The organism is Brevibacillus formosus (assembly GCF_003013405.1).
In the GTDB taxonomy this organism is placed as follows: domain Bacteria; phylum Bacillota; class Bacilli; order Brevibacillales; family Brevibacillaceae; genus Brevibacillus; species Brevibacillus formosus.
This window is the reverse complement of sequence record NZ_PXZL01000038.1, coordinates 149,475-171,008: the sequence shown is the minus strand read 5'-3', so window position 1 is coordinate 171,008 and position 21,534 is coordinate 149,475. Positions and strand designations below refer to the sequence as shown.

20 protein-coding genes are annotated in these 21,534 nt (G+C 48.3%); 5 read left to right on the top strand and 15 right to left on the bottom strand.

Going from position 1 to position 21,534, the window contains the following annotated elements:
• Positions 1-15: 15 nt before the first annotated feature.
• Together pheT and pheS are read right to left on the bottom strand one after the other, a co-directional pair.
• Entirely contained in the window at positions 16-2,439 is a 2,424-nt protein-coding gene (gene pheT / locus C7R91_RS27495) for a phenylalanine--tRNA ligase subunit beta (RefSeq protein ID WP_047070994.1), read from the bottom strand.
• Positions 2,440-2,454: 15 nt separating this feature from the next.
• Positions 2,455-3,489: a phenylalanine--tRNA ligase subunit alpha gene (gene pheS, locus C7R91_RS27490; protein ID WP_047070992.1), complete on the bottom strand. Its 1,035-nt coding sequence runs from the start codon at positions 3,487-3,489 to the stop codon at positions 2,455-2,457.
• Between the two features lie 457 nt (positions 3,490-3,946).
• On the opposite strand from pheS, the gene C7R91_RS27485 reads away from it, so the two are divergent.
• Entirely contained in the window at positions 3,947-4,666 is a 720-nt protein-coding gene (locus C7R91_RS27485; protein WP_047070990.1) for a DUF2225 domain-containing protein, read from the top strand.
• Positions 4,667-4,753: 87 nt separating this feature from the next.
• The gene (locus C7R91_RS27480) at positions 4,754-5,104 is read left to right on the top strand and encodes a hypothetical protein (RefSeq protein WP_047070989.1); all 351 of its coding nucleotides are present in this window, start codon (positions 4,754-4,756) and stop codon (positions 5,102-5,104) included.
• A gap of 65 nt (positions 5,105-5,169) precedes the next feature.
• On the opposite strand, the gene C7R91_RS27475 is transcribed toward C7R91_RS27480, so the two are convergent.
• Positions 5,170-5,985: a TrmH family RNA methyltransferase gene (locus tag C7R91_RS27475; RefSeq protein WP_047070987.1), complete on the bottom strand. Its 816-nt coding sequence runs from the start codon at positions 5,983-5,985 to the stop codon at positions 5,170-5,172.
• A 4-nt stretch (positions 5,986-5,989) separates the two neighbouring features.
• Positions 5,990-6,643 carry a potassium channel family protein gene (locus C7R91_RS27470; protein WP_007728524.1) on the bottom strand — a complete coding sequence of 218 codons (654 nt, stop codon included), beginning with the start codon at positions 6,641-6,643 and terminating at the stop codon, positions 5,990-5,992.
• A 171-nt stretch (positions 6,644-6,814) separates the two neighbouring features.
• Between C7R91_RS27470 and sspI the strand changes: the two genes are divergently transcribed.
• Positions 6,815-7,051, top strand: a complete 237-nt coding sequence (gene sspI / locus C7R91_RS27465; RefSeq protein ID WP_047070986.1) for a small acid-soluble spore protein SspI — start codon at positions 6,815-6,817, stop codon at positions 7,049-7,051.
• Between the two features lie 48 nt (positions 7,052-7,099).
• Here sspI and C7R91_RS27460 read toward each other — a convergent pair whose 3' ends face one another.
• The 10 genes from C7R91_RS27460 to C7R91_RS27415 all read right to left on the bottom strand — a co-directional run bounded on the left by C7R91_RS27460 (position 7,100) and on the right by C7R91_RS27415 (position 17,303).
• On the bottom strand, positions 7,100-8,230 hold the full coding sequence (locus tag C7R91_RS27460; RefSeq protein ID WP_047070985.1) for a GerAB/ArcD/ProY family transporter: 1,131 nt from the start codon (positions 8,228-8,230) through the stop codon (positions 7,100-7,102).
• A gap of 13 nt (positions 8,231-8,243) precedes the next feature.
• Positions 8,244-9,404 carry a Ger(x)C family spore germination protein gene (locus C7R91_RS27455; RefSeq protein WP_047070983.1) on the bottom strand — a complete coding sequence of 387 codons (1,161 nt, stop codon included), beginning with the start codon at positions 9,402-9,404 and terminating at the stop codon, positions 8,244-8,246.
• A complete protein-coding gene (locus C7R91_RS27450) occupies positions 9,397-10,557 on the bottom strand; it encodes a GerAB/ArcD/ProY family transporter (protein ID WP_047070981.1) in 1,161 nt (386 codons plus the stop codon). The genes C7R91_RS27455 and C7R91_RS27450 overlap by 8 nt, the downstream gene beginning before the upstream one ends.
• A complete protein-coding gene (locus C7R91_RS27445; protein ID WP_047070980.1) occupies positions 10,554-12,092 on the bottom strand; it encodes a spore germination protein in 1,539 nt (512 codons plus the stop codon). Before C7R91_RS27445 ends, C7R91_RS27450 begins: the two co-directional genes overlap by 4 nt.
• A 125-nt stretch (positions 12,093-12,217) precedes the next feature.
• Positions 12,218-13,498, bottom strand: coding sequence for a kynureninase (gene kynU, locus C7R91_RS27440; RefSeq protein WP_047070979.1), 1,281 nt, complete (start codon positions 13,496-13,498; stop codon positions 12,218-12,220).
• A 94-nt stretch (positions 13,499-13,592) separates the two neighbouring features.
• Positions 13,593-13,976, bottom strand: a complete 384-nt coding sequence (locus C7R91_RS27435; RefSeq protein WP_047070978.1) for a DUF1294 domain-containing protein — start codon at positions 13,974-13,976, stop codon at positions 13,593-13,595.
• A gap of 3 nt (positions 13,977-13,979) precedes the next feature.
• Entirely contained in the window at positions 13,980-14,597 is a 618-nt protein-coding gene (locus C7R91_RS27430; RefSeq protein ID WP_047070977.1) for a DedA family protein, read from the bottom strand.
• 118 nt (positions 14,598-14,715) lie between these two features.
• Positions 14,716-14,856, bottom strand: a complete 141-nt coding sequence (locus C7R91_RS29855) for a hypothetical protein (RefSeq protein WP_236697898.1) — start codon at positions 14,854-14,856, stop codon at positions 14,716-14,718.
• A gap of 40 nt (positions 14,857-14,896) precedes the next feature.
• Positions 14,897-16,675 (bottom strand): B12-binding domain-containing radical SAM protein, encoded by a 1,779-nt coding sequence (locus C7R91_RS27420; RefSeq protein WP_047070976.1) that lies wholly within the window; start codon positions 16,673-16,675, stop codon positions 14,897-14,899.
• A gap of 121 nt (positions 16,676-16,796) precedes the next feature.
• On the bottom strand, positions 16,797-17,303 hold the full coding sequence (locus tag C7R91_RS27415) for a MogA/MoaB family molybdenum cofactor biosynthesis protein (RefSeq protein ID WP_047070975.1): 507 nt from the start codon (positions 17,301-17,303) through the stop codon (positions 16,797-16,799).
• A gap of 176 nt (positions 17,304-17,479) precedes the next feature.
• On the opposite strand from C7R91_RS27415, the gene C7R91_RS27410 reads away from it, so the two are divergent.
• Positions 17,480-18,922, top strand: a complete 1,443-nt coding sequence (locus C7R91_RS27410; RefSeq protein WP_047070974.1) for an aminotransferase-like domain-containing protein — start codon at positions 17,480-17,482, stop codon at positions 18,920-18,922.
• Positions 18,923-19,008: 86 nt separating this feature from the next.
• Entirely contained in the window at positions 19,009-20,355 is a 1,347-nt protein-coding gene (locus tag C7R91_RS27405; RefSeq protein WP_047070973.1) for a TrkH family potassium uptake protein, read from the top strand.
• Positions 20,356-20,427: 72 nt separating this feature from the next.
• Here the strand turns inward: C7R91_RS27405 and leuB are convergent, their stop codons facing one another.
• Positions 20,428-21,522, bottom strand: a complete 1,095-nt coding sequence (gene leuB / locus C7R91_RS27400) for a 3-isopropylmalate dehydrogenase (RefSeq protein WP_047070972.1) — start codon at positions 21,520-21,522, stop codon at positions 20,428-20,430.
• Positions 21,523-21,534 lie beyond the last annotated feature (12 nt).

The following is a 21,534-nucleotide window of genomic DNA, read 5'->3' as shown; positions in this document are numbered from 1 at the left end:
TTTCGTCAAGCTGTGTTACATGCGCAGTTCAGCACCTGTGTTGTTTTTCAGAGCTTCGATGACAGCAGTAGTCACTTGTTGAATCTCTTCGTCCTGCAAGGTACGCTCTGCGTGACGGAATACCAGGGCAAATGCCATGCTCTTCTTATCTTGGGCAATACGCTCACCCATGTATACATCGAACAAGGTTACGGACTCAAGCAGCTCGCCTGCCGCTTCACGAATCGTTGCTTCCAATGCACCAGCAGCTACACTGCGATCGACAACGAGAGCCAGGTCACGCGTTACCGCCGGGGACTTCGGCAACTGATTGTAATGGCCTACCTCGGCAGCGACATCAATCAAAGCAGCTACATCAAACTGGAATACGTACGTTTCGGACAGATCATACGCTTTTTCTGTACCCGGATGAACTTGCCCCAGATAGCCCAGACGTCTTTCTCCTACCCATACTTCTGCGGTACGACCCGGGTGCATACCTGCGATGTCCTGTACAGCTTTGTACTCGGTAGCTTGGATACCCAAACGAACGAGGAGTGATTCCACAATCCCTTTGGTTTGGAAGAAATCAACAGGCTGCTTAGCGCCCATCCAGTTTTGTGTGAGCAATTGTCCTGTCAATGCACCCGCTACATACAGACGCTCTTCCGGGAGCTGCGTGAGTGTTTCTTCCTGCGTCAAGAACACACGACCCAATTCGAAAATCGCGACATCGTGGTTTTGACGGTTTTTATTATATGCGACTGTTTCCAACAGGCTTGGAATCAAGCTTGTGCGCAGAACGCTATGGTCTTCACTCATTGGCATCATGAGCGCAACAGGGTTTACTTTTTCCTGATGTAGACCCGCTACTGCCTCGACACGATCTGGATGAACCAGCGCATAGGAAATCGCTTCATTCATACCAGTACCAATCAAATGATGACGGATGGTACGGCGCAATTGCTGTTCTTTTGTCAACTGTCCTTGTGTGGTCGAACCAGAAGGCAAGCTGGTCGGAATATTGTCGTAGCCATACAGACGTGCAACCTCTTCCACCAAATCCTCTGGCAGCGTAATATCGCCCCGTCTTGTTGGTACGGTTACTGTCCATTTGTCGCCCGCTACTTCATAAGGGAATTGCAGACGCTCAAAAATCGGCGATACATCAGAAGCCGACATGTCGGTTCCGAGATGCTGATTGATTTTTGCAAGCGTAACAGAAACAACAGCAGGCGCAGCTTCGCTTACAACAGCAGAGCTGATTCCTTTGGATACCGTTGCCCCAGACAATTGCTGAATCAGCGAAGCGGCGCGCTCTCCCGCTTCCTGTACACGCGCTTGGTCAACGCCTTTTTCCCAACGTACGCAGCCTTCTGTACGCATGCCGAGCATACGAGCTGTGCGGCGTACGGTTTTTGGCGTGAACCAAGCTGCTTCGAGAATGATTTCACTCGTCTCACCAGTGATTTCGGAGTTTGCTCCTCCCATTACACCGGCGATCGCCAAGCCTTTGGTCTGGTCGGCAATCAGCAAGGTTTGCTCATCCAGCGTGCGCTCTTGATCGTCCAATGTCACGAGCTTTTCGCCCTCATTTGCCAATCGAACGACAATAGAGCGATCAGCTACCTGCGTCGCATCGAAAGCATGCAGCGGCTGACCGTACTCGAGCAGGACGTAGTTTGTTACGTCTACCACGTTATTGATCGGACGAATTCCCGCTGCCATCAGGCGATTTTTCATCCATTGCGGCGATGTCCCGATTTTGGCGTTGGTGAAGTGACGACCGTGGTATTGATAGCTTTCATTCGTCGCTTCGATCTTGACTTGGATCGGGTTGTCGCCGCCGTTTTCGGTCAGCTCGATTTGTGGAAATACCACTTCTTTGCCCAAGATAGCGGCTACCTCGTAAGCAACCCCCAGCATGCTCAAGCAATCCGAACGATTCGGCGTCAATCCCAACTCCAGCACATAGTCATCCAAGCCGAGGTACGAAACGGCATCCATTCCGATTTCCGCATCCGCTGGCAGAACCATAATGCCCTCTTGCTGATCCTTTGCCAGAAGCTTGTCGTTTAAGCCCAATTCTTTTGCAGAGCAGATCATCCCTTGGGATTCTACACCGCGCAGCTTGGAACGCTTGATGTTCAGACCACCTGGGAGCTTTGCACCGATCAGGGCAACAAGAACTTTTTGTCCCTTGTCTACGTTTGCTGCTCCACAAACGATTTGCAGATCTTCTCCTTGTCCTGCATCAACGACGCATACGTTGAGACGGTCTGCATCTGGGTGTTTGCTGCGTTCTTTTACATAACCGATCACAACACCGGATACACCTGCGTTGCGCGATTCAACTGCGTCTACTTCAATCCCACTGCGAGTCAGCTTTTCAGCCAGCTCCTGGGGCGTCGTTCCACTCAGATCGACGTATTCAGATAACCATTGGTACGATACCTTCATCTTTGCCTCTCCTCTCTAGCCTCGATTGAACTGACGCAGGAAACGAACGTCGTTGGTATAAAAATGGCGGATGTCCTCTACCGCGTATTTGAGCATCGCAATTCGTTCTACACCCATACCGAATGCAAAGCCGCTGACTTCCTCAGGGTTGTAGCCGGCCATTTCCAGTACGCGCGGGTGTACCATACCAGCACCCAAAATCTCGATCCAGCCTGTTTGCTTACATACACGGCAACCTTGACCGCCGCAGTTGAAGCATTGCAGGTCTACTTCAACGGAAGGCTCCGTGAACGGGAAGAAGCTTGGGCGAAGACGAATTTGCTGGTTTTCCCCGAACATTTGACGGGCAAACGTCAAGAGGGTACCTTTCAAGTCACTCATCCCGATTTTTTTATCAATCACAAGACCCTCGATCTGCGTGAATTGGTGGGAATGTGTCGCATCGTCATCATCGCGGCGGTACACTTTACCCGGACAAATCATTTTGAGTGGGGTCTTGCCTTCTTTTTTCAACATCGTACGTGCTTGCACAGGAGATGTCTGCGTACGGAGCAGTAGTTCTTCTGTGACGTAAAACGTATCTTGCATATCGCGTGCCGGATGATCCTTCGGCAGGTTCAGCATCTCGAAGTTGAAGTGGTCCATTTCAACTTCAGGACCTTCTGCCACTTCAAAGCCCAGGCCGATGAAGATGTCTTCGATCTCTTCAATGATCCGAGAAAGCGGGTGCATGGTGCCTGCTGGTACTGGACGTCCTGGCAGTGTCACATCGATCGTTTGAGAAGAAAGCTTTGCATTCAGAGCCGCCTCTTCAAAAGCTTTTTGTTTGCCGGAGAACGCTGCTTCCAACGCTTCCCTTACTTCATTCACCAGTTGACCGACAACTGGACGCTCTTCTGGGGACAGGCTGCCCATGCCGCGCAGAAGTTCTGTCAACTCGCCCTTTTTCCCCAGGTATTTGACGCGCAAATCCTGAAGTTGTGCGGCTTCTGTCACTTGGCTGATTTGGCCCAGTGCGGACTCTTTCATTTCTTGCAACCGAGTTTGCACTTCGAATCGCTCCTTTATTTCTGTTTTGGAAAAAGAAAAACCCGCCCCTCAAAAAGGGACGAGTTACTTTTTTCTCGCGGTACCACCCTTGTTAGACAATTCACTCCCAGCCTGTGACAAATCCATGACAATATCACTAGTGGAAAGAGACATTTGTCTCACTTCAGATCATTGGTAACGGGTATGACCCGGCTGCTCCTACTGCGCGAAAAGCGGTTCAGAGTGCGGCTTTGGAGTGAATTCGGCAGCTATCATGTTAAAGATGCTCGCAGTCTGTGACATCTTCTCCCTGAAAAACAGATAGGTCCTGCGTACTAGTCTCCGTCATCGCTTTGCGTTATAATTGTGACGTAAGGAAAATTATAGCGCAACAGAAGAGAACTTTCAATTCTACAAATGTTACATATCAAGAGAGTGTTTTCATGTGTATGTTACCCATTCGAAAGGGGATTTTGACATGATTGATAATGTTTCCGCCCTTTACGATAAGACAAGCAGCTGCCGTCATTGCCAAGCGACCTTTTCGACCAAAAGAATCAGAAGCGGCACGTTGACGATGGTCCATCGCGACAGCGATTTTTATACCACTTTTAAAGAGCAATCTTTAAATCCCATTTTATATACCGTCAATGTCTGCCCTGAATGCGGCTTTGCTTTTACGGATCAATTCCGGGACAAGCTCGCCCCCTGGCAAAAACAAATTGTGGATGAACAAATCTCCTCGAAATGGAAGCCAAAAGATTTTGGCAAGGTTCGACATGTACCAGAAGCCATCGTCAGCTACAAGCTCGCCATTTACGCAGCTGAAATAACGGATCAGCCCCATTCCGTAAAAGCAGGTCTGTATTTGCGCCTTGCATGGCTTTATCGACTCGAGAAAAATGTCGCGGAAGAAATGCGCTTTATCGATATGGCCGTGGAAGAATATGAACAATCGTATATTCATTCTGACTATACACGCGGTGACAAGGAAATGACCGAAGTCCGCTTGCTGTACTTGATTGGTGAGCTCTATCGCAGACTCGAAAAGTTTGACTTAGCCATCAAGTATTTCGGCAAGGCACTCGCCTTTCGCAACCACACCATTGAGAGCGGCATTATCCGGATGGCGCAAGATCAATGGCAACTCGCGCGTGAAGAGTATAAAGAGAAAAAGAACGAGCAAAAGATCGGCTAGACATGCCGATCTTTTTTCTATGCGATAATTGCAAAAATATGGTAAAAATAGTATATTTTATCTATCTAATACAAGGGAGTGATTCTTGTGAAGAAATGGAATCTTATCGCTTCAAGTCTGCTGGCCATTCCGTTGCTTTTGGCAGGACAAGCTGGTGCCAGTGCTGCCGAAGTTTCGAACAAGCCATCGCAGGCAGTGGTTGCCATGTCAAGTGTTACAGAAGTCAACATTAACCTGGACATTTACCAAAATCCTATTTATGACAGACTCCCAGGCGGCAACCATACGAATCTCATCTCATACGAGTCGACACCGGGTGGGATCAGCATCGATTCCCGAGGCCGAGTAATTGCATCGTCTCCAGGCTACTATAGAGTTGATGTCTATTCCGGTGGCATTCAAGTGTATATATTCCATTTTAATGTAGGCCCTATGTAATCATTTCCGTGGGTCACACAAACAAAGCCGATCATCCTTATTCTCAAGGATGTCGGCTTTACCTATTATCTTCTTTTGCGCTGTGCCTCATAGACGAAAATTCCTGCCGCGACTGCCGCATTCAGTGACTCCGCACCGCCGTAGAGGGGAATGTGGACGAATTGATCGGCTTTGGCAAACATCTCTTTGGAAACGCCTCTACCTTCATTGCCGATGACCAATGCCGTCAGGCCAGCATAGTCAGCCTCGTCATAGGAAACACTGTTTTGCTCCAAAGAAGAGATCAGAACTCGCCCTCCCTTTGCCTTCCATTCATCTGCCGTCTCGACTAACGATTGCGTAAAGACCGGGATGCGGAACAGTGCCCCCATTGTGGCCCGTACTACTTTTCCATTGTAAATATCGACACTGCCACTCCCAAGTACGACACCATCGACTGCTGCCGCTTCTGCTGTGCGCAAAATCGTACCGAGATTGCCGGGGTCTTGTATTTCATCCAAAAAGAGGAGCAGCAAGCTTCCTTGTTCCTCTCTCTTCTTATCTACCCATTTCGCCCAATCTGCTGCTGTTTTTTTCACTTCGGCCACAATTCCTTGCGGTGACTTCGTTTCGGACAGCTTCGCCAGCACTGCCTCTGATGCAGCAATGACCTGAACAGCTTCCGGATGATTAGCCAGAGCACGTTGGCAGGCTGGGTCCATGTCACGCTGCTGATCGTAAATAACCGTGACGACCTCCGCCCCGCTTTTTAACGCCTCCTCTACCAGATGCGCCCCTTCCACGAGAAAACGCTGCTGCTCTTCCCGTCCTTTCCGGGACAGCAACTGGTGCAATCGCTTTACCAGAGGGTTTTGTACCGAAGAAATGATTTCATTTGTCATAAACCTATGCCCGCTCCTCAAATTCGCGTAAGTCTTTGTTGTTCCCGATCACCACAAGCACGTCGCCGTATTGGATGACTTCATCCGGGCTAGGAGCGATATTGAATTTATCTCCGCTTTTGATGGCAATAACGTTGACCTCGTATTTTTTCCGAATATCCAGTTGTCGCAGATTTTGACCGACCAGCTTGGACGACACTACTACCTCCGCCACACTGTAATCCTCTGCCAGCTCTATAAAGTCAAGTACGTTCGAAGAGATCAGATTGTGGGCGACCCGAACTCCCATGTCACGCTCAGGGAATACGACACGGTCAGCTCCCACCTTGTACAATACTTGTCCATGGCGCTCATTCTGTGCTTTTGCCACGATCTTTTTGACACCCAAGTCTTTCAGCGTCAATACCGTCAGGATGCTCGCCTGAATATCGACCCCAATGGCCACGACGACTACGTCAAAATTACGGATGCCGATTTCCTTCAAGGCACGTTCATCCGTAGAATCAGCTGCTACCGCGTGCGTTACATACTGAATATTTTCGTTAATACGCTCCTCGTTCTCATCTATTCCCATCACTTCATAATCCATCTCGTACAGCGTTCTCGCCACGCTAGAACCAAAACGTCCCATCCCGATAATGGCAAATTGCTTGGACATGTTAATCTTCTCCTTTACGGAACTTACCAATAACAAGCATTATAGCACAACCAAAACATCCCCCACAAAACGGTCATAAACGTTTTGTACGAAAAGCATGGTATGCACAAATCCACGTTTACAAATACTATCTCTTGAATTCATTCTCACAAGAGAGGTGCAAGCACGGTCATGAACATTGCCTCACTCAATTTACGTCAAGCGATCATGTACAAAATGCAAGGATCAGATCCAAACGCAGTGGAAGAGACCATCAGTGATGCCATCGCAAGCGGTCAGGAGAAGACTCTCCCGGGATTAGGCGTTTTGTTTGAAGTTCTGTGGCAAAACAGCGATGCTTCCTCACGCCAATCCATGATTACGACTATCGCGGAACACTTGCCTGAGCAAGCTGAAAAACCGATCTAACCACATCTTCTTCAAAAAAAGCAAGCTACAAAGGGAGGGACTCGTTACTTATGTCCCTCCCTTTTCATTGTTTACTTCTCGAACATTGTTGAACTGATTGCGTATGAATTGGGTAATTGCTAGCAAGATGGGAATGAAAATGGTTATCAAAAGCCCCACGGTAGTAAATTGCTGTGTAAAAGAAAACAACTCCACTATATTTTTCGGCACTAATGTTAGGAAAAATAGTGGCACCATGGTCACAATCGCGGTGATTTGCTGAAAACGAAGACCTTTGCGAAACAAACGTCGCAATGAAAAAATCGTCGCGTAAAGCATATTCCCGATCGTTGTAAATACGGAAGCAACCCAAATCGCAAGAAAAGCGGACTCAAAGCGCTCTAAAAACCAGCCGGTTTTCTGCGTTACCTTGATCAATTCAAGCGTAGGCCACACCAGCCTCTGCAATTCTTCATAGCCAAATACAGCAATGCCTGCAACAACTGTAATCACATAAACGATAAGGGCAAAGCTCATCCCTGTCATGCTAGCCACCCCTAACCTTGCCCCAGGAATAGCGAAAGCAAAGTAAACCATTAACAACTCATACCCGGTGTAGAGCGTATACGTATTTAGCCCCGTTTTCATAACGTTTGTCCATGACTCTATTTGGAATGGCAATAAATTGTACCAATCTGCGTTCATTAAAGAGACCAGCGGAATCAAGAGAGACGGCAACAGGAGGAAAGGAATCAATAGCTCATTTACTCTTGCCACAACTTCAATCTCATGACAACAAAGAAATACAACCAGCAATAGCAGCGTGATGATAACGGCCTCTAACGGGGTATTTGGCAATACAGAGGTCACGACAACTTCCCCGAACAATCTGGCTGTTATTCCCGCATTGAAAAACTGATAGAGTATGAATAAAAACACACAGATGGCACCTAAAACAGTACCAAATATCCGTGGCATAAATTCCACAAAGGTAGTACCTGGAAACTGCTTGCCTAAATACACAATAGCCGCCACTGCCAAGGATGCTAGCAAACAGCCTAAAATAGGACTGATCCACCCCATTTGATGGAGAAGAACAGTAGACGTTCTCGGGATAGTGAGTATGCTCACCCCAATCATCGAACTGATCATAATGCTCGTAAGTTGCCAGGTACCAAAATTTCGTTGCTGATTCTCCATAATGATCGCTCTCCTATTGCATTTCCATACCAAGGCGCCGCAGCTTAATTGTGTATTTAACGCGAACCGGAAAATCCCTGAAATCTTCCTTCCAGTTATGCTTCTTCCAGTATTCATGGTAATGCTTTGCACGAAGGGTGAGACCCAGCTTCAAAATGTCGCTATTGTACTGCTTTTGCAATTGGAGCAAGAGCTTTTTTGCGCGTTCTTCCATTTCTTTTTTGATAAGCGCCTGCATTTGGACAATGAATTGCTCTGGCGGGATTTTCAGGTCTTCTGTTAATTCGACGATATCCCCTTGAAGCTCGCAATGGTAGGTAGCTGAAAAGGACTCCGATCCCTTTGATTTCGTATCCCCCTGCTCTTGAATCATCAGCTTTTTTTTCACAAAGTGCGGACGGAAGCTCACATAACCCTTTTTGGTATTCGGTAACGGAATGACAATGTCTCCACCTGGTTTTTCATTGCGCAGTTGGATCAATGCCCATGACTGTACGCGATTCAGTATCCCCACCATCTTGTTTCCGCGAAACACTGCAACCCCCTTCCAGCTCACCTCTTTTTTGGTGGCCTCTACATAATTAAGAAACGGCTCCATGGTTACATTGGAGGTCTGATTGAAATAGTCACCCAACGTTTGGTCGGGGATTCTCCCTAATTTCATTCCATTCTCGATCAACCCCATCAAGAAGACGACCGGAATTTGCTCCAGCCCCGGCTTAATTTCCAGCAGAGTAGAGGCCTTGCCTTTTACGACGATCGGCCACAAGAGACGCCGTATTTGCGGTTCGCGGCGAAAACTGTCCATAATATCGTGAATCCCCTCCTTGGCGATCTCCTCACTCAAGGCGAGAACTCGCGTATGTCCAAGAAACAATCGTTGGTTCAATCGCATTTGCAGGTTGTTGGTAGCATCTGTTACCGTTCGTCCCGTGGCGCTCATGATTTTGACTGCATCCGCATTGCTTCCTCCCCCCTGCCCGCTGCTACCCGCGATTTTGATCGGAATTGGAATTTGGACGGTCATTTTAAACAAATTTTCATCCTCTTCTGCCTGATCGATCGCAATCGCCAATACTGATGCCCGCTCTTCCAATTCACGCCTGTCCCAACACCCGGTCAATAGGCACATACAGATGAAAAACAGAGTAAAGCACCTCAGATACTTACCCATCGACATCCTTCTCCTCCCGTTTGGACATCATGTCACGGATGAGTATGACTACCCAGTAAACGACAGGGATGAGCAAATTGATGAACAAGCTAGACAACCCCAACAACGAAGCTACTTGAAATACCTCTGGGATGTTTTGCGGTATAAGGGAAAAGTAGAACAAAGGGACGAGCAGGACAGCAGCCATGATTCTTTGAAACCAAATTCCTTTCCGAAACAACTGTCTCAGTGAGTAAACGACGACGTAAAACGCATTTGCTACCGTAGTGAAAACAGCCGAAACCCACACCGCCAAAAAGGCCGACTCCAGCCGTTCTAAAATAAATCCAGGTACCTGCGTCGTTTTGACCAATTCTAGCGTCGGCCACGTCACCCTTTGTAGTTCTTCGTATCCGAATACCGAGATACCAGCGACAACAATTAACATGTAGAGCAGTGCGGCAATTAAAAGACTGTAAAATCCAGCCAATTCCTTGTTCGTGTTTTTCTGTGCATAGGCGAAAAAAACGAACATAATTTCAAAACCGGAATAGGAATAGATCCCTTCGTATACCCCCTCCGCCATCGAACGAATCGACACATGATTGATTGGCAGGAGATTCCCAAATTCCGCTTTTTGGAACGACGCAAGCGCGATGAATAGCAGTGGCAAGATAATAAAGGGAAACAATAGCTCGTTTACGCGGGCGACCACTTCCACCTCATGCATGCACAAAAAGAAAATTAGCAAAAACATTGTCAAGAGCATGGCTTCCAACGGAGTCTGCCAAAGAACGGATGTCACAACCACTTCACCAAAAACCCGAGAAACGATTGCCGTGGAGAAGTACAGGTATACCAGATAGATACTAATCCAAGGAAGGCTGAATACTTTGCCCACCCAAGGCCGACTGGCGGAACCCCATACCTTGTGACTATATTCAATGAATGTTTCCCCCGGGTATCGCTTGCTCAATTTGACAATTAACCATAAGGAAACAAACGCACCTGCTGAGCCAATCAGAGGTGCTATCCAGCCTGCCTCGAATAATTTGGAGCTGGTGGTACGAGGAAGGGTCAAAACGCCGACACCGATCAAGGTACTTGTCATGAGACAAATTTGCTGCCACATCGATAGATTTTGGTGCCAGCTGTGCCCCTCGTTCCGGCTCATTTTCGGTTATCCTCCTCTCTCATTCGCGTTTTATCTTGAACATGAAACATCATCGGTCTTGTTTTCAAAAGATGATGAGGAGCCCTTATGAACATGTCCTTCATTCCCGTCAGGTTGAGCGGACTAAGTGGGGACATATAGGGTACTCCAAACGATTTCAGTGAAGACAAGTGAATGAGGATTACGATCAAAAACAGCATAATACCGTAAAGACCAAACATCCCCGCCAAGAACATAACCGGAAAGCGGAGCATGCGAATGGCGATTGCTGCACTGTAGCTAGGTGAAGCGAACGAACCTATAGTTGTTACAGCCACGATGATCACCATAACAGGACTGACAAGCCCAGCTGTTACCGCTGCTTCCCCTACGACGAGCGCCCCAACAATCCCGATCGTAGGACCTATTGGCCCCGGCAGCCTGACGCTTGCTTCCCGCAAAATCTCGATGGCTAACTCCATAAACAAGGCTTCGATTAAAGAAGGGAAGGGAACAGTGGATCGTCCTGCCGCCATCGCAATGACCAGCCGAGAAGGGATCATCTCCGGATGGAATGAACTAAAGGCGATATAGAGAGACGGGAGCAGCAAGGCGATGCTGATACTGATAATCCGAATCAAACGGATCAAGGTGGCAATGTAAAATCGCTCGTAATAATCCTCTGGACTCTGATAAAACTGTGAAAATACAGCCGGAGCAATCAATACGAACGGAGTCCCATCTACCAGAATGCCTACCTTCCCTTCCAAAAGATTAGCCACTACTTTGTCAGGGCGCTCCGTATTTTGAATCTGCGGGAATGGGGACCATCTCCGATCCTGGATCATTTGTTCGATATAGCCGCTTTCCAGTACAGAATCCACATGAACACTCTCTATTCGTGCAATCACTTCCTCCACCATCGGAGGATACGCAATGCCGTCGACGTACATAACGTAAATGTCAGTCTGTGTTCGTTCCCCAACAACCATATGACGCACTCTGAGATTGGGGTCCTTCAAGCGGAAGCGGATCAGCGCTGCATTCACGCACAGCGTCTCACAAAAACCATCGCGTGGCCCTCGAACGACTGATTCCGTCTGAGGCTCTTCCACTGAACGCCTGTCCCAGCCTCTCGTGTTATTCAAGTAAGCGTTTTGACATCCATCGATGATCAGTACCGCACATCCAGACAAAATATTTCGGACGATCTGCCTCAGTTTGTCTGTCAAATCCAGCTCATTTGTCGCCGGATCATGATAGGTGATATCGGGAGTCGTCATATAGCGAATAATAAAATCACTGATGACATTGCGATCCACCATGCCATCTATAAAAACGATAGCGGCTTGAGCCTTCGACTTTGTTTGAAAACGACGAACGACGAGATCGTCACACTTTCCGAACTGCGCTTCAATCAATTGAATGTTTTCTTCCACATTGGTCGTGAGCGTGACATCCGAGACGCTTTCCATGCTCTTGTTGGTATATTGCTCCAACGCTTTTGACTGAAGGGCTTCTTTTCTTTTTTGCCATGCTTGAAAAAACTGGCTCATCCTGCTCACCCTTCCATGGAATGTAGCCTGCCTACAGGTACGGATAGTGTGCCCAATAATGGAAAGGAAATCCCGTTAAAGAGCGTGTTCAAAAAGAAAAACAGGTCCAACCTAAGTCGGACCTGTTACGCAACTACCTCGCGCTTGTTTTCAAATTTCTCGTAGCTCTTCTCTAGCATGATCGTCTTTAAGATCTGGACACTTTCCCAAACCTCTGTGTAGGTCGTATAGAAAGCAACGGGGGCTAACCGGATGATGTTTGGCGCACGGAAGTCAGGAATAATGCCCGCTTCCTTCAAAGCCTTGCATATACGTATGGCCTCGTCGTGCTCAAGGCTGACATGCCCGCCTCGGCGTTCATCCTGCTGTGGGTTTGCAATCGTAAAGCCCATGTCTGCCAGCTCCACGTCGATCAAATCCATCATGAACCGCGTTAAGCCGAGCGACTTGGTACGAAGCTTTTCCACGGACACCTCCTGGAACATTTCCAAAGAACCAAGCAGAGGGGCGAGACTCAGCATATGTGGGGTACCAATCTGGTAAGCGCCCGCACTTTCACACGCATCAAGCGTATGGTCCATGTCAAATTGCTTATCCTTTTTCGAGCTGAACCATCCCGCCAATCCAGGTGTCCTGCCAAAATGCTTGCGGTTGACATATAGACTGCCCACACTTCCAGGCCCTGCATTTACGTATTTGTAGTTACACCAGTACGCAAAATCCACTCCCCATTTGCTGAAGGAATGTGGGATCGCTCCTACAGAATGACATCCGTCAAAACCAATTAAAATGCCTCGCTCATGTGCGGCTGCTGTCAACCGTTCGATATCGAGCAGCTGGCCGCTGCGATACAGGACGGTCGGGAGGACAAGCAGTGCTACTTCATCTGTCATTGCATCGATAATATCCTCTTCTTCGATCAAGCGACCATCTCTTGACGCTACCCGAACCAAATGCTCTTCCGGGTCCAGCCCATGGAGCTTCATTTGACTCTGGAGTGCGTATATATCGGTAGGGAAATCCAGTTCGGTAGCAACAACCTTCGTCCTCTTCCCAACCGGATGATAGAAGGTAGCTGCCAGCTGATGCAGGTTGATCGTCGTAGATCCCGTGACGATCACTTCCTCGGCGCTTGCCCCTACAAGTGCTGCGCTCATCTCTCCCAATTTCTCCGAAAAGAAAAACCACGGATGATTACCCGTTGTCCAGCCTTCCACACCCAGCTCCTTCCAAGCCTGCATCATATCCATGACGCTCTTTTCCGCTCTTTTTGACATGAGCCCAAGCGAGTTTCCATCCAAATACAGGCTCGAAAGCAGATAAAACTCTTCGCGATAGCTCGCGAGTTCGTCCTGTGCATCCAATTGCTGTGCGTACGTTTTCGTTAAGGGGCTTGATTGAGACATAGCTACCTCCTTAGCTCGTTCTATCGTTACCCCTATTATAGGCTGAATTTTCAAACAAGAGAATCACTTTCGCAAAAAGAAAATCCCGTGCCACCTACGACACGAGATTCTTATCCAAATATAGTTGTATTACCCAAATGACTAGGAAGATTTGCGCGATGCAAAAGAGTGGGAGCAGGATGCGAAAAGAGGTATGCTTGGTCTTATGCCGTTGAATGAGCATACCCTCAAGCGCACCAATCCCTCCTCCTAAAAATGCGACCAACAGAAGGCTCAGTTCCGGAACCCGAAAACCTTTTTCTTTAGCCAGACGCTTGTCTGCTTGCATCAGGTAATAAGCATAGCCATTCAGCAGTAAAGCTCCTGCCCCCAGCACCCAGACATTCGAATTGAAGTATCCTGCCAAGAGTAGGACCCAACTAATAACGAGGACCAACACGAAATTGCGGCGGTGGGCAGCTAATTGTTGATGGTACATTTCTTATTCTCCTTTTGCCCGATATGCCCGATTTCCCATAAACTGCTTGCGTACGAAGAATACCACAGCCAATACAACCACGATCACCAGCAAAGCGTAGAAACCGTATTTACGGATGACTTCGATAATGGCTTCCACATTATTACCGAATACATAGCCGAGAAAGTAAAAGGCGATGGTCCAAACCAACCCGATCGGATATGACAGCATCGCATAACGACGGAACGTCATACCGCCCAGCCCGACCAAATAAGGGACGACATGACGGACTACCGGAAATAAGTAGCTGATGCAAAGAGCAGTAGTTCCATACTTCTCCAGCAAGCCCGTTGATCGATTCACGGCGTTTCTCATTTTCTCGGTTTTGCACAGCCATTGCAATATCGGTTTCCCAAAGTACTTTCCAAGTAAAAAGCCAATCGTCAATCCGGAGGCAACCCCTAAATATCCGGCTAAAAAAGAATACCAAGGGTTTAACACGCCAATGGAGGCAAGAAATCCTCCTGTAGCGACAACCAGCTCATCGGGAATCGGCAAACCTACAATCCCCAGCCAAAGCATGAAAAAAATCGCTACGTAGCCGTATTGCTCTATGATGGACATTAGCAGGTCGACTTCCATGAGGCAAAATCCCCTATCCTTGCCACAGTGCGGTCATTTCTTGACATACTAGCAGCTATGGCATCGCACGATATCTGACTCTATGTATTACGTTATGAACCTCAAAAAAGGTACTTGTTTATTTTGCAATAGATTTACGTATTTTATCAAGTACAGATACTCTTTCATCCAAGGAAAAGGGGGGGAGACCAGCCACAATCGAATCACCATGTGCACGCAATCGTTCCTCGACAGCTTCCGTATACCCGCTTGCGTTCATCTGCGTCTCCTCCCCCCAACTCATTTGATCATCCGGTGGTTTAGCCTGCTGCTTGGACGTCCTGCTTGACGACAGCAAAAGCATTTTCCTCTTCATCTTTGTACGGATAATACACGACGAGTGTAAAATCTCCCTCGACAAGCTCACCGGTCTCCATCCATTTTTCAATGTCAAAGGTCACTTTGGCAGTCAGCGTGTGCTTGAAATAATCCTTTTCCAATGCAGCATGTGCCGCAAAATCATCGCGGAGTCGCTCACGCTGCTCGGTTAGGACAGCAAACGTCTGCTGCATCTCTTCCTTGTCCATGACATCCTCCCACCACAGCTTGCGCGGGCGATGCTTCTGGTTGCGCAGGAAATCGAATTTCATCATGCTGAGCACATGACCCATACCCTCCACTTGCTGGAATTGCAAAAACTTCTGCAAGCGCACGAACAAATCCTCTAATTGATGACCGATACGGCTCCAGCCTTGATTTTCCCAATAGTCGCCAAATGCCTGGAAGAAGTCAAAAGCCGTTTCGAACTGATTTGCCAACAGCCATTCCACTGTATAGTCCATTCGGTGCGCATTCCAGTACTTTTCCAAAATGTCTTCTACACGCTTGATTTTTTGCATGTCATCAAAGGAAAGGACGTTATTCCCCAAAATTTCGTAAGGAGCCTCATCCATAAAAACATAGCCGTGATTAGCCGCACGCGCACGAACACCTGTCCCACGCAGCATTTTCAAAAAACCGAGCTGAAGCTCTTCCGGGCGCAGACTAAACACGTCGTTGAAGGTTTTGCGGAAGGACGCGTAATCTTCCTCAGGCAAGCCAGCGATCAAGTCCAAATGCTGATCGATTTTTTTCGACTCCTTGATCTGTGTCACTGTACGCGCAAGGCGATCGAAGCGCTGAATCCGTTGAACAAGGCGGTTGGTCTCATCATTCGTGGACTGAACCCCAATCTCGAAGCGGAAAATGCCTGGAGGTGCGTTCTCGGTCAAGAAGTCGAGTACGTCCGCGCGCAAAATGTCTGCCGTGATCTCGAATTGAAAGATCGTGCCATTGTGGTTGTCGATCAAAAACTGAAAGATTTCCAACGCATATTTTTTATTGATGTTAAACGTGCGATCCACGAACTTGATCGTTTTGACGCCGTGATTGATCAAACGCATGAGATCTTCTTTCACTCGTTCCAGACTGAAATAGCGTACGCCGTCTTCAATCGAAGACAGACAGTATTGGCATTTGAACGGACAGCCACGAGATGCCTCAAAATAGACTACGCGGTTGTTCAGCTCGTCAAGATGATCCGCGTATGGGGAAGGAATGCTGTCCATCTCTTCAACCTGAGCACGCGGCATAGAAAAGCGCACGTACTCCTCTTCGCGATAAGCGATTCCGGCTACATCACGCAGGCGTGGAGGCTGCTTGGTTTGCAACGCTTCCTGATACACCTGCAAAAGCTCCAAGAAGGTCTGCTCCCCTTCACCAATGCAGATGACATCGATTTCAGGATGCTTCTTCATCCATTCATCCGCATCATAGGTCACTTCTGGTCCCCCGAGGATAATCGGAACATCCGGGCAAATCTTTTTCAGCGTGCGCATGACACTAAGGGTCTCGCGAATGTTCCAGATATAACAGGAAAATGCAACGACATCCGGCTTGCGCTTGTGTATATCTGCTACTATATTTAACGTCACATCGTTGATGGTATACTCCACCAGCTCAATCGAAGGAAATGCTTCCTGAGCATAGCTTCGCAAATAACGCAAAGCGAGTGAGGAGTGAATAAACTTGGCGTTTAAAGTCGATAGTAAAATCTTCATGGATGGGTCTACTCTCCTTGCAAAATTCGGCACCAAAAAACCATCTGCAATCGATGGTTCAGGTCTGACCGATCTTTTTCCTTTCGTAACAGTACCATACGAGGCTAGTAACGGCAAATCGTTAACGGTTTAATTCACGCACCACATGCCCCAGCTCCGGCACGATCAACCGATTCATCGCCAGTCGCACCGCACCTGTCGAGCCTGGCGTGGAAAAAATCATTTTCCCTTTCCGCGTCCCTGCAACCGCACGACTGAGCATCGCTGCCGAACCGATGTCTTCTGTAAAGCTCAACATCCGAAACAGCTCGCCAAATCCTGGCATTTCCTTATCGAGTAAGCCAGAAACAGCCTCAAAGGTATTGTCTCGGGGCGAAATGCCAGTACCGCCATTGAGAAGAATGACTTGAACGTCTTCATGTGCGATTCCCGCTTCGATCGCCGCAATGACCTGTACAGGCTCGTCCTTTACTATTTGATAAAGCGCAACGCTGTGTCCGGCTTCAATCAGTAGCTGCTTCATTAATTGTCCGCTTTTATCTGTATCCTCAGTCCGGGTATCGGAAACGGTAATGACCATGCATGTGACTTGCTTGGGCGATAGCGCCTTGTGTTCCTGCGTACTCATCCGTAACTTCCTCATTTCTTCTATTATATCTCTTCTTCTCATGATACCATGTTCGGGTTTCCAATACCTTCGTCGTTCCGGCAACAATTTCTTCACTACCTATACCCGAGATGCTTCGCTTTCCTATATAATGCTGATGACTGCTATTTTTTCGACAAACAAGGAGGCGTGCGGGAATGCCAGAGCGACCTTATTTTTCTTTTCATTTCCACAAACAATCGCACACACCGATCTATGTACAACTCGCTGAACAATTGAAAACAGCGATTCTGCGCGGTGCCTTTCTTGTAGATGGACAACAATTGATATCACTGCGAGATATGAAAACAATTAGCGGCTGTTCGTTGGAAACAGTCAAAAAAGCATACGATCATCTTGCGTTGGAAGGCTGGCTGGAAGCTGTACACGGCAAAGGCTATTACTTGACCCAGCTGGCCAAAGAAGCTCGTTTGGAAAATCGTCTCCCGCTCACAGATATTCCGATCGCTTCCCTAGCTGATTCCTCCCCTCGTCCAAGCGAAGAGCTGGTAAAGCGATTGCGTGGTGCTTTTTACGAGAGCCTGACTGTATTGGATGAACCATCAGCCAAAAAGAAAATTATGCGAACGCAGGCTGCCAAGGTTTTCGCTGATCACCTCAGCCGAAGGGGACTGCCTCACTCTCCAGAGCGCCTTCTGCTTTTTAACAGAAGCACGAGCGGCTTCGCCTTTCTAGCACAGCGCGTCATGAATGCGCGTGATGTCGTCTACGTGGAGGAGTATAGCTATCCCGTGTTCCTGCGCCTACTGAGCCAGTGCGGCATTACGGTTCGCCCGATTCGCATGGATGAGGAAGGCGTTTGTATTCAAGCCCTCAATGAAGAGCAGGAGCATTATCCTGCCAATTGGCTGTTGATTAATCCGCATTATCAATTCCCTACAGGCATCAGCTATTCGTTGAAACGAAAGGAAGAGCTGCTCGAATGGGCACAGAATCATAATGTGCGTCTTATTGAAAACGATCATTATGGCGACCTCTGGTTTGAAGAGCCGAGCGTTCCGCTGTACCAGATGGCTGCGCAGGCAAAAAGCACAATCGAGGTCTACTATTTGCATTCTTTGTCCAAAACACTGGCTCGTGATCTGCAATTGGGCGTGTTGATGCTCCCTTCTGGTTTATCGAATGATGAATTAGAGCGCTACAGCCAGCTTGTTTCCATGACCGGAGCGGAACCTTCCCTGCTCGTCGTAGAGGCAGCCGTTCAACTCCTTGATGATCCATGGTTTTACGAAGAGTTTTTGGCTGATCGTCGCGCCCTGTTCCAGACCCGCTTCCTGCGACTGTGGCAGGAAAAACGTCAGGCACTCCCTGATCATGCACGCATGTACCCCATTTCAGGGGGCTTAAATACGTGGATCAAATGGGGCACGCCAACCGCAAGAGCAACTGAACAAGAAGAGAGAGTCGTCGCTATTCTGCGTGAGGAAGGTCTCGAGCTGACAGGCGGTCATGCTTTTCGCGTAGCGGATGAGCCAGCCGATACTCTGCGCTGCCCGGCTGTCCGTTTCCCACTCGCTCCACTGGAGGAACGAGAGTTGAAACATTGGCTTCACCGATTGGGTGCTGCTCTTCTTCGGTAAGATTTCTAAGGGAAATGCCATACTAAGAGATGGATTTCCCTCCTTCCCATACACAAGACTCGAAAAAAGCCGAGGTATAACCTGCTATGATTAAAAAAATCGTAGAAAAGCTTCACCTTGACCCACCAAAAACGCTTGTTCTTGGGTTTGCCTTGATTATCTTCTTGGGAGCGCTGCTTTTGACACTCCCAGTCGCTACAGTTGATGGACTTGGTCTGCATTGGCTTGACGCACTGTTTACAGCCACCTCTGCTACGTGTGTAACAGGCTTGGTTGTCGTTGATACTGGAACGACTTTCACTACCTTTGGTCAACTCGTCATTTTGTCTCTCATCCAAATTGGCGGTCTCGGATTTATGACGTTCGCTACCTTTTTCGCACTGATTATGCGTAAAAAAATTTCATTGCGCGAACGGCTCATCCTTCAAGAATCGCTGAATCAGATGTCGATAGAAGGTGTCGTACGATTAGCCAAAATGATTCTGGTTTTTACTGCGATTACTGAGTTAATAGGTGGAGTGCTTCTCTCTATTCGTTTTGCCTTTGACTTTCCTCTGCAAAAAGCGATCTACTTCGGCTTTTTCCATGCGATTTCCAACTTTAACAACGCTGGTTTTGACCTGATGGGTGAATTCGCCAGCTTGACAGCCTATGTGGATGACCCAGTCGTCACACTTGTTGTCTGTCTGTTGATCATCCTTGGCGGAATCGGATTCATGGTTGTGAGTGAGCTGTACGATTACCGTCAACCGCGCCGCCTTTCTCTACATACGAAGGTCGTTTTGTCCACTACCGGGATATTAATTGTGGCAGGAACTGCTCTGATCTTTATTTTGGAGTACACGAATCCGAAGACCTTGCAGCCTTTGTCTATGATGGGCAAAGTGCTTGGCTCGCTTTATCAGTCAATCACAGCACGTACGGCAGGTTCGAACACCTTAAGTATCGGGGATATGTATCAGTCGTCGCTTTTCCTCATTATTATCCTGATGTTCATCGGTGCTTCTCCAGGATCGACGGGTGGCGGTATCAAGACGACGACATTCGCCACACTGATTGGTGCTGTTGTCGCCCAAATGAAAGGAAAAGAAGACGTGATCTTCTTCCGGCAACGCATCCTGCCTCACATGGTCTACAAATCGCTGACATTGACGATGATCTCCTTGTTCATTGTCCTTGTCATCACGATGGTGCTTTCTATTACAGAAACAAGTGCCCGATTCGAGATGATCCTGTTCGAGGTCACTTCCGCGTTTGCTACGACTGGACTATCCATGGGGCTGACCCCTCATCTGACTCCGATCGGGAAAACTCTGATCATATTGACGATGTTTGCCGGTCGTTTGGGACCTCTCACGATTGCCTTTGCCCTCGCACAGCGCAAACAGAAGGAGTACTTCCGCTATCCAAAAGGGAGGATCACCATCGGATAAACCGTATAAAAATGGAGAAAACCCTGCCAAAGCACCCGAAGGACTTTGGCAGGGTTTTGTTTTGTGCTTACGTTATTGTTTTTTCCACTGTTTGGACAGCTCGTCGCGAACCAGTTGGCCCATCTCGATTGTACCAATCGCTTTGCTTCTGTCTGCCGCGATATCGCCAGTGCGATGTCCTGCTTCCAGTACGGACCATACTGCGTTTTCCACTGCTGCTGCCGCTTCATCCATACCGAGCGAGAGACGAAGCATCATCGCTACAGACAAAATGGTTGCCAGCGGATTGGCAATGCCTTTTCCAGCAATGTCAGGGGCAGAGCCATGAACCGGTTCATACAAGCCAAAGCTGCCTGCTGCCAGACTCGCCGAGGACAGCATCCCAATCGAACCAGTCAGCATCGCTGCCTGATCACTCAGGATGTCGCCAAACATGTTTTCCGTCACGATGACGTCAAACTGTTTTGGTTCACGTACGAGCTGCATCGCGCAGGAGTCTACCAACTGGTGGGACAGCTCTACATCTGGATAGTCAGCCGCTACTCGCTCAGCTACCTTGCGCCAGAGGCGGGAGCTTTCGAGGACGTTTGCCTTATCTACAGATACGAGACGCTTTTGGCGTTTGCGTGCAATGTCGAAGCCTACTCGAATGATTCGCTCGACTTCCGCTTCATGATAGATGCACTGATCTTCTGCGACTTCACCGTTTGGACCGTCATAACGTTTTTTCTCACCGAAATAAATCCCCCCGGTCAATTCACGTACAACGATCAGGTCAACGCCAGAAACGACTTCTGGCTTGAGGGTGGACGCATCCACCAGTGAGCTGTGCATAGTAGCTGGGCGAATGTTCGCAAACAAACCGAGTGCTTTGCGAATGCCGAGCAGCCCTGTTTCCGGGCGAAGATGCCCAGGATTCTGATCCCACTTCGGTCCGCCAACGGCTCCCAAGAGCACAGCATCCGCTTGCTTTGCCAGCGTTACCGTTTCTTCTGGCAACGGTGTTCCATCCGTATCGATTGCGATACCACCGATCCGGCCTTCTTCACATGTAAAAGTAACACCTTCAAGTTCCCCTACGAGTGTAAGGACTTTGACCGCTTCCTGCATGATTTCTGGTCCAATACCGTCTCCAGGAAGAACGGCGATGCGATAGTTTTTCTTCATCGTTTATCCCGC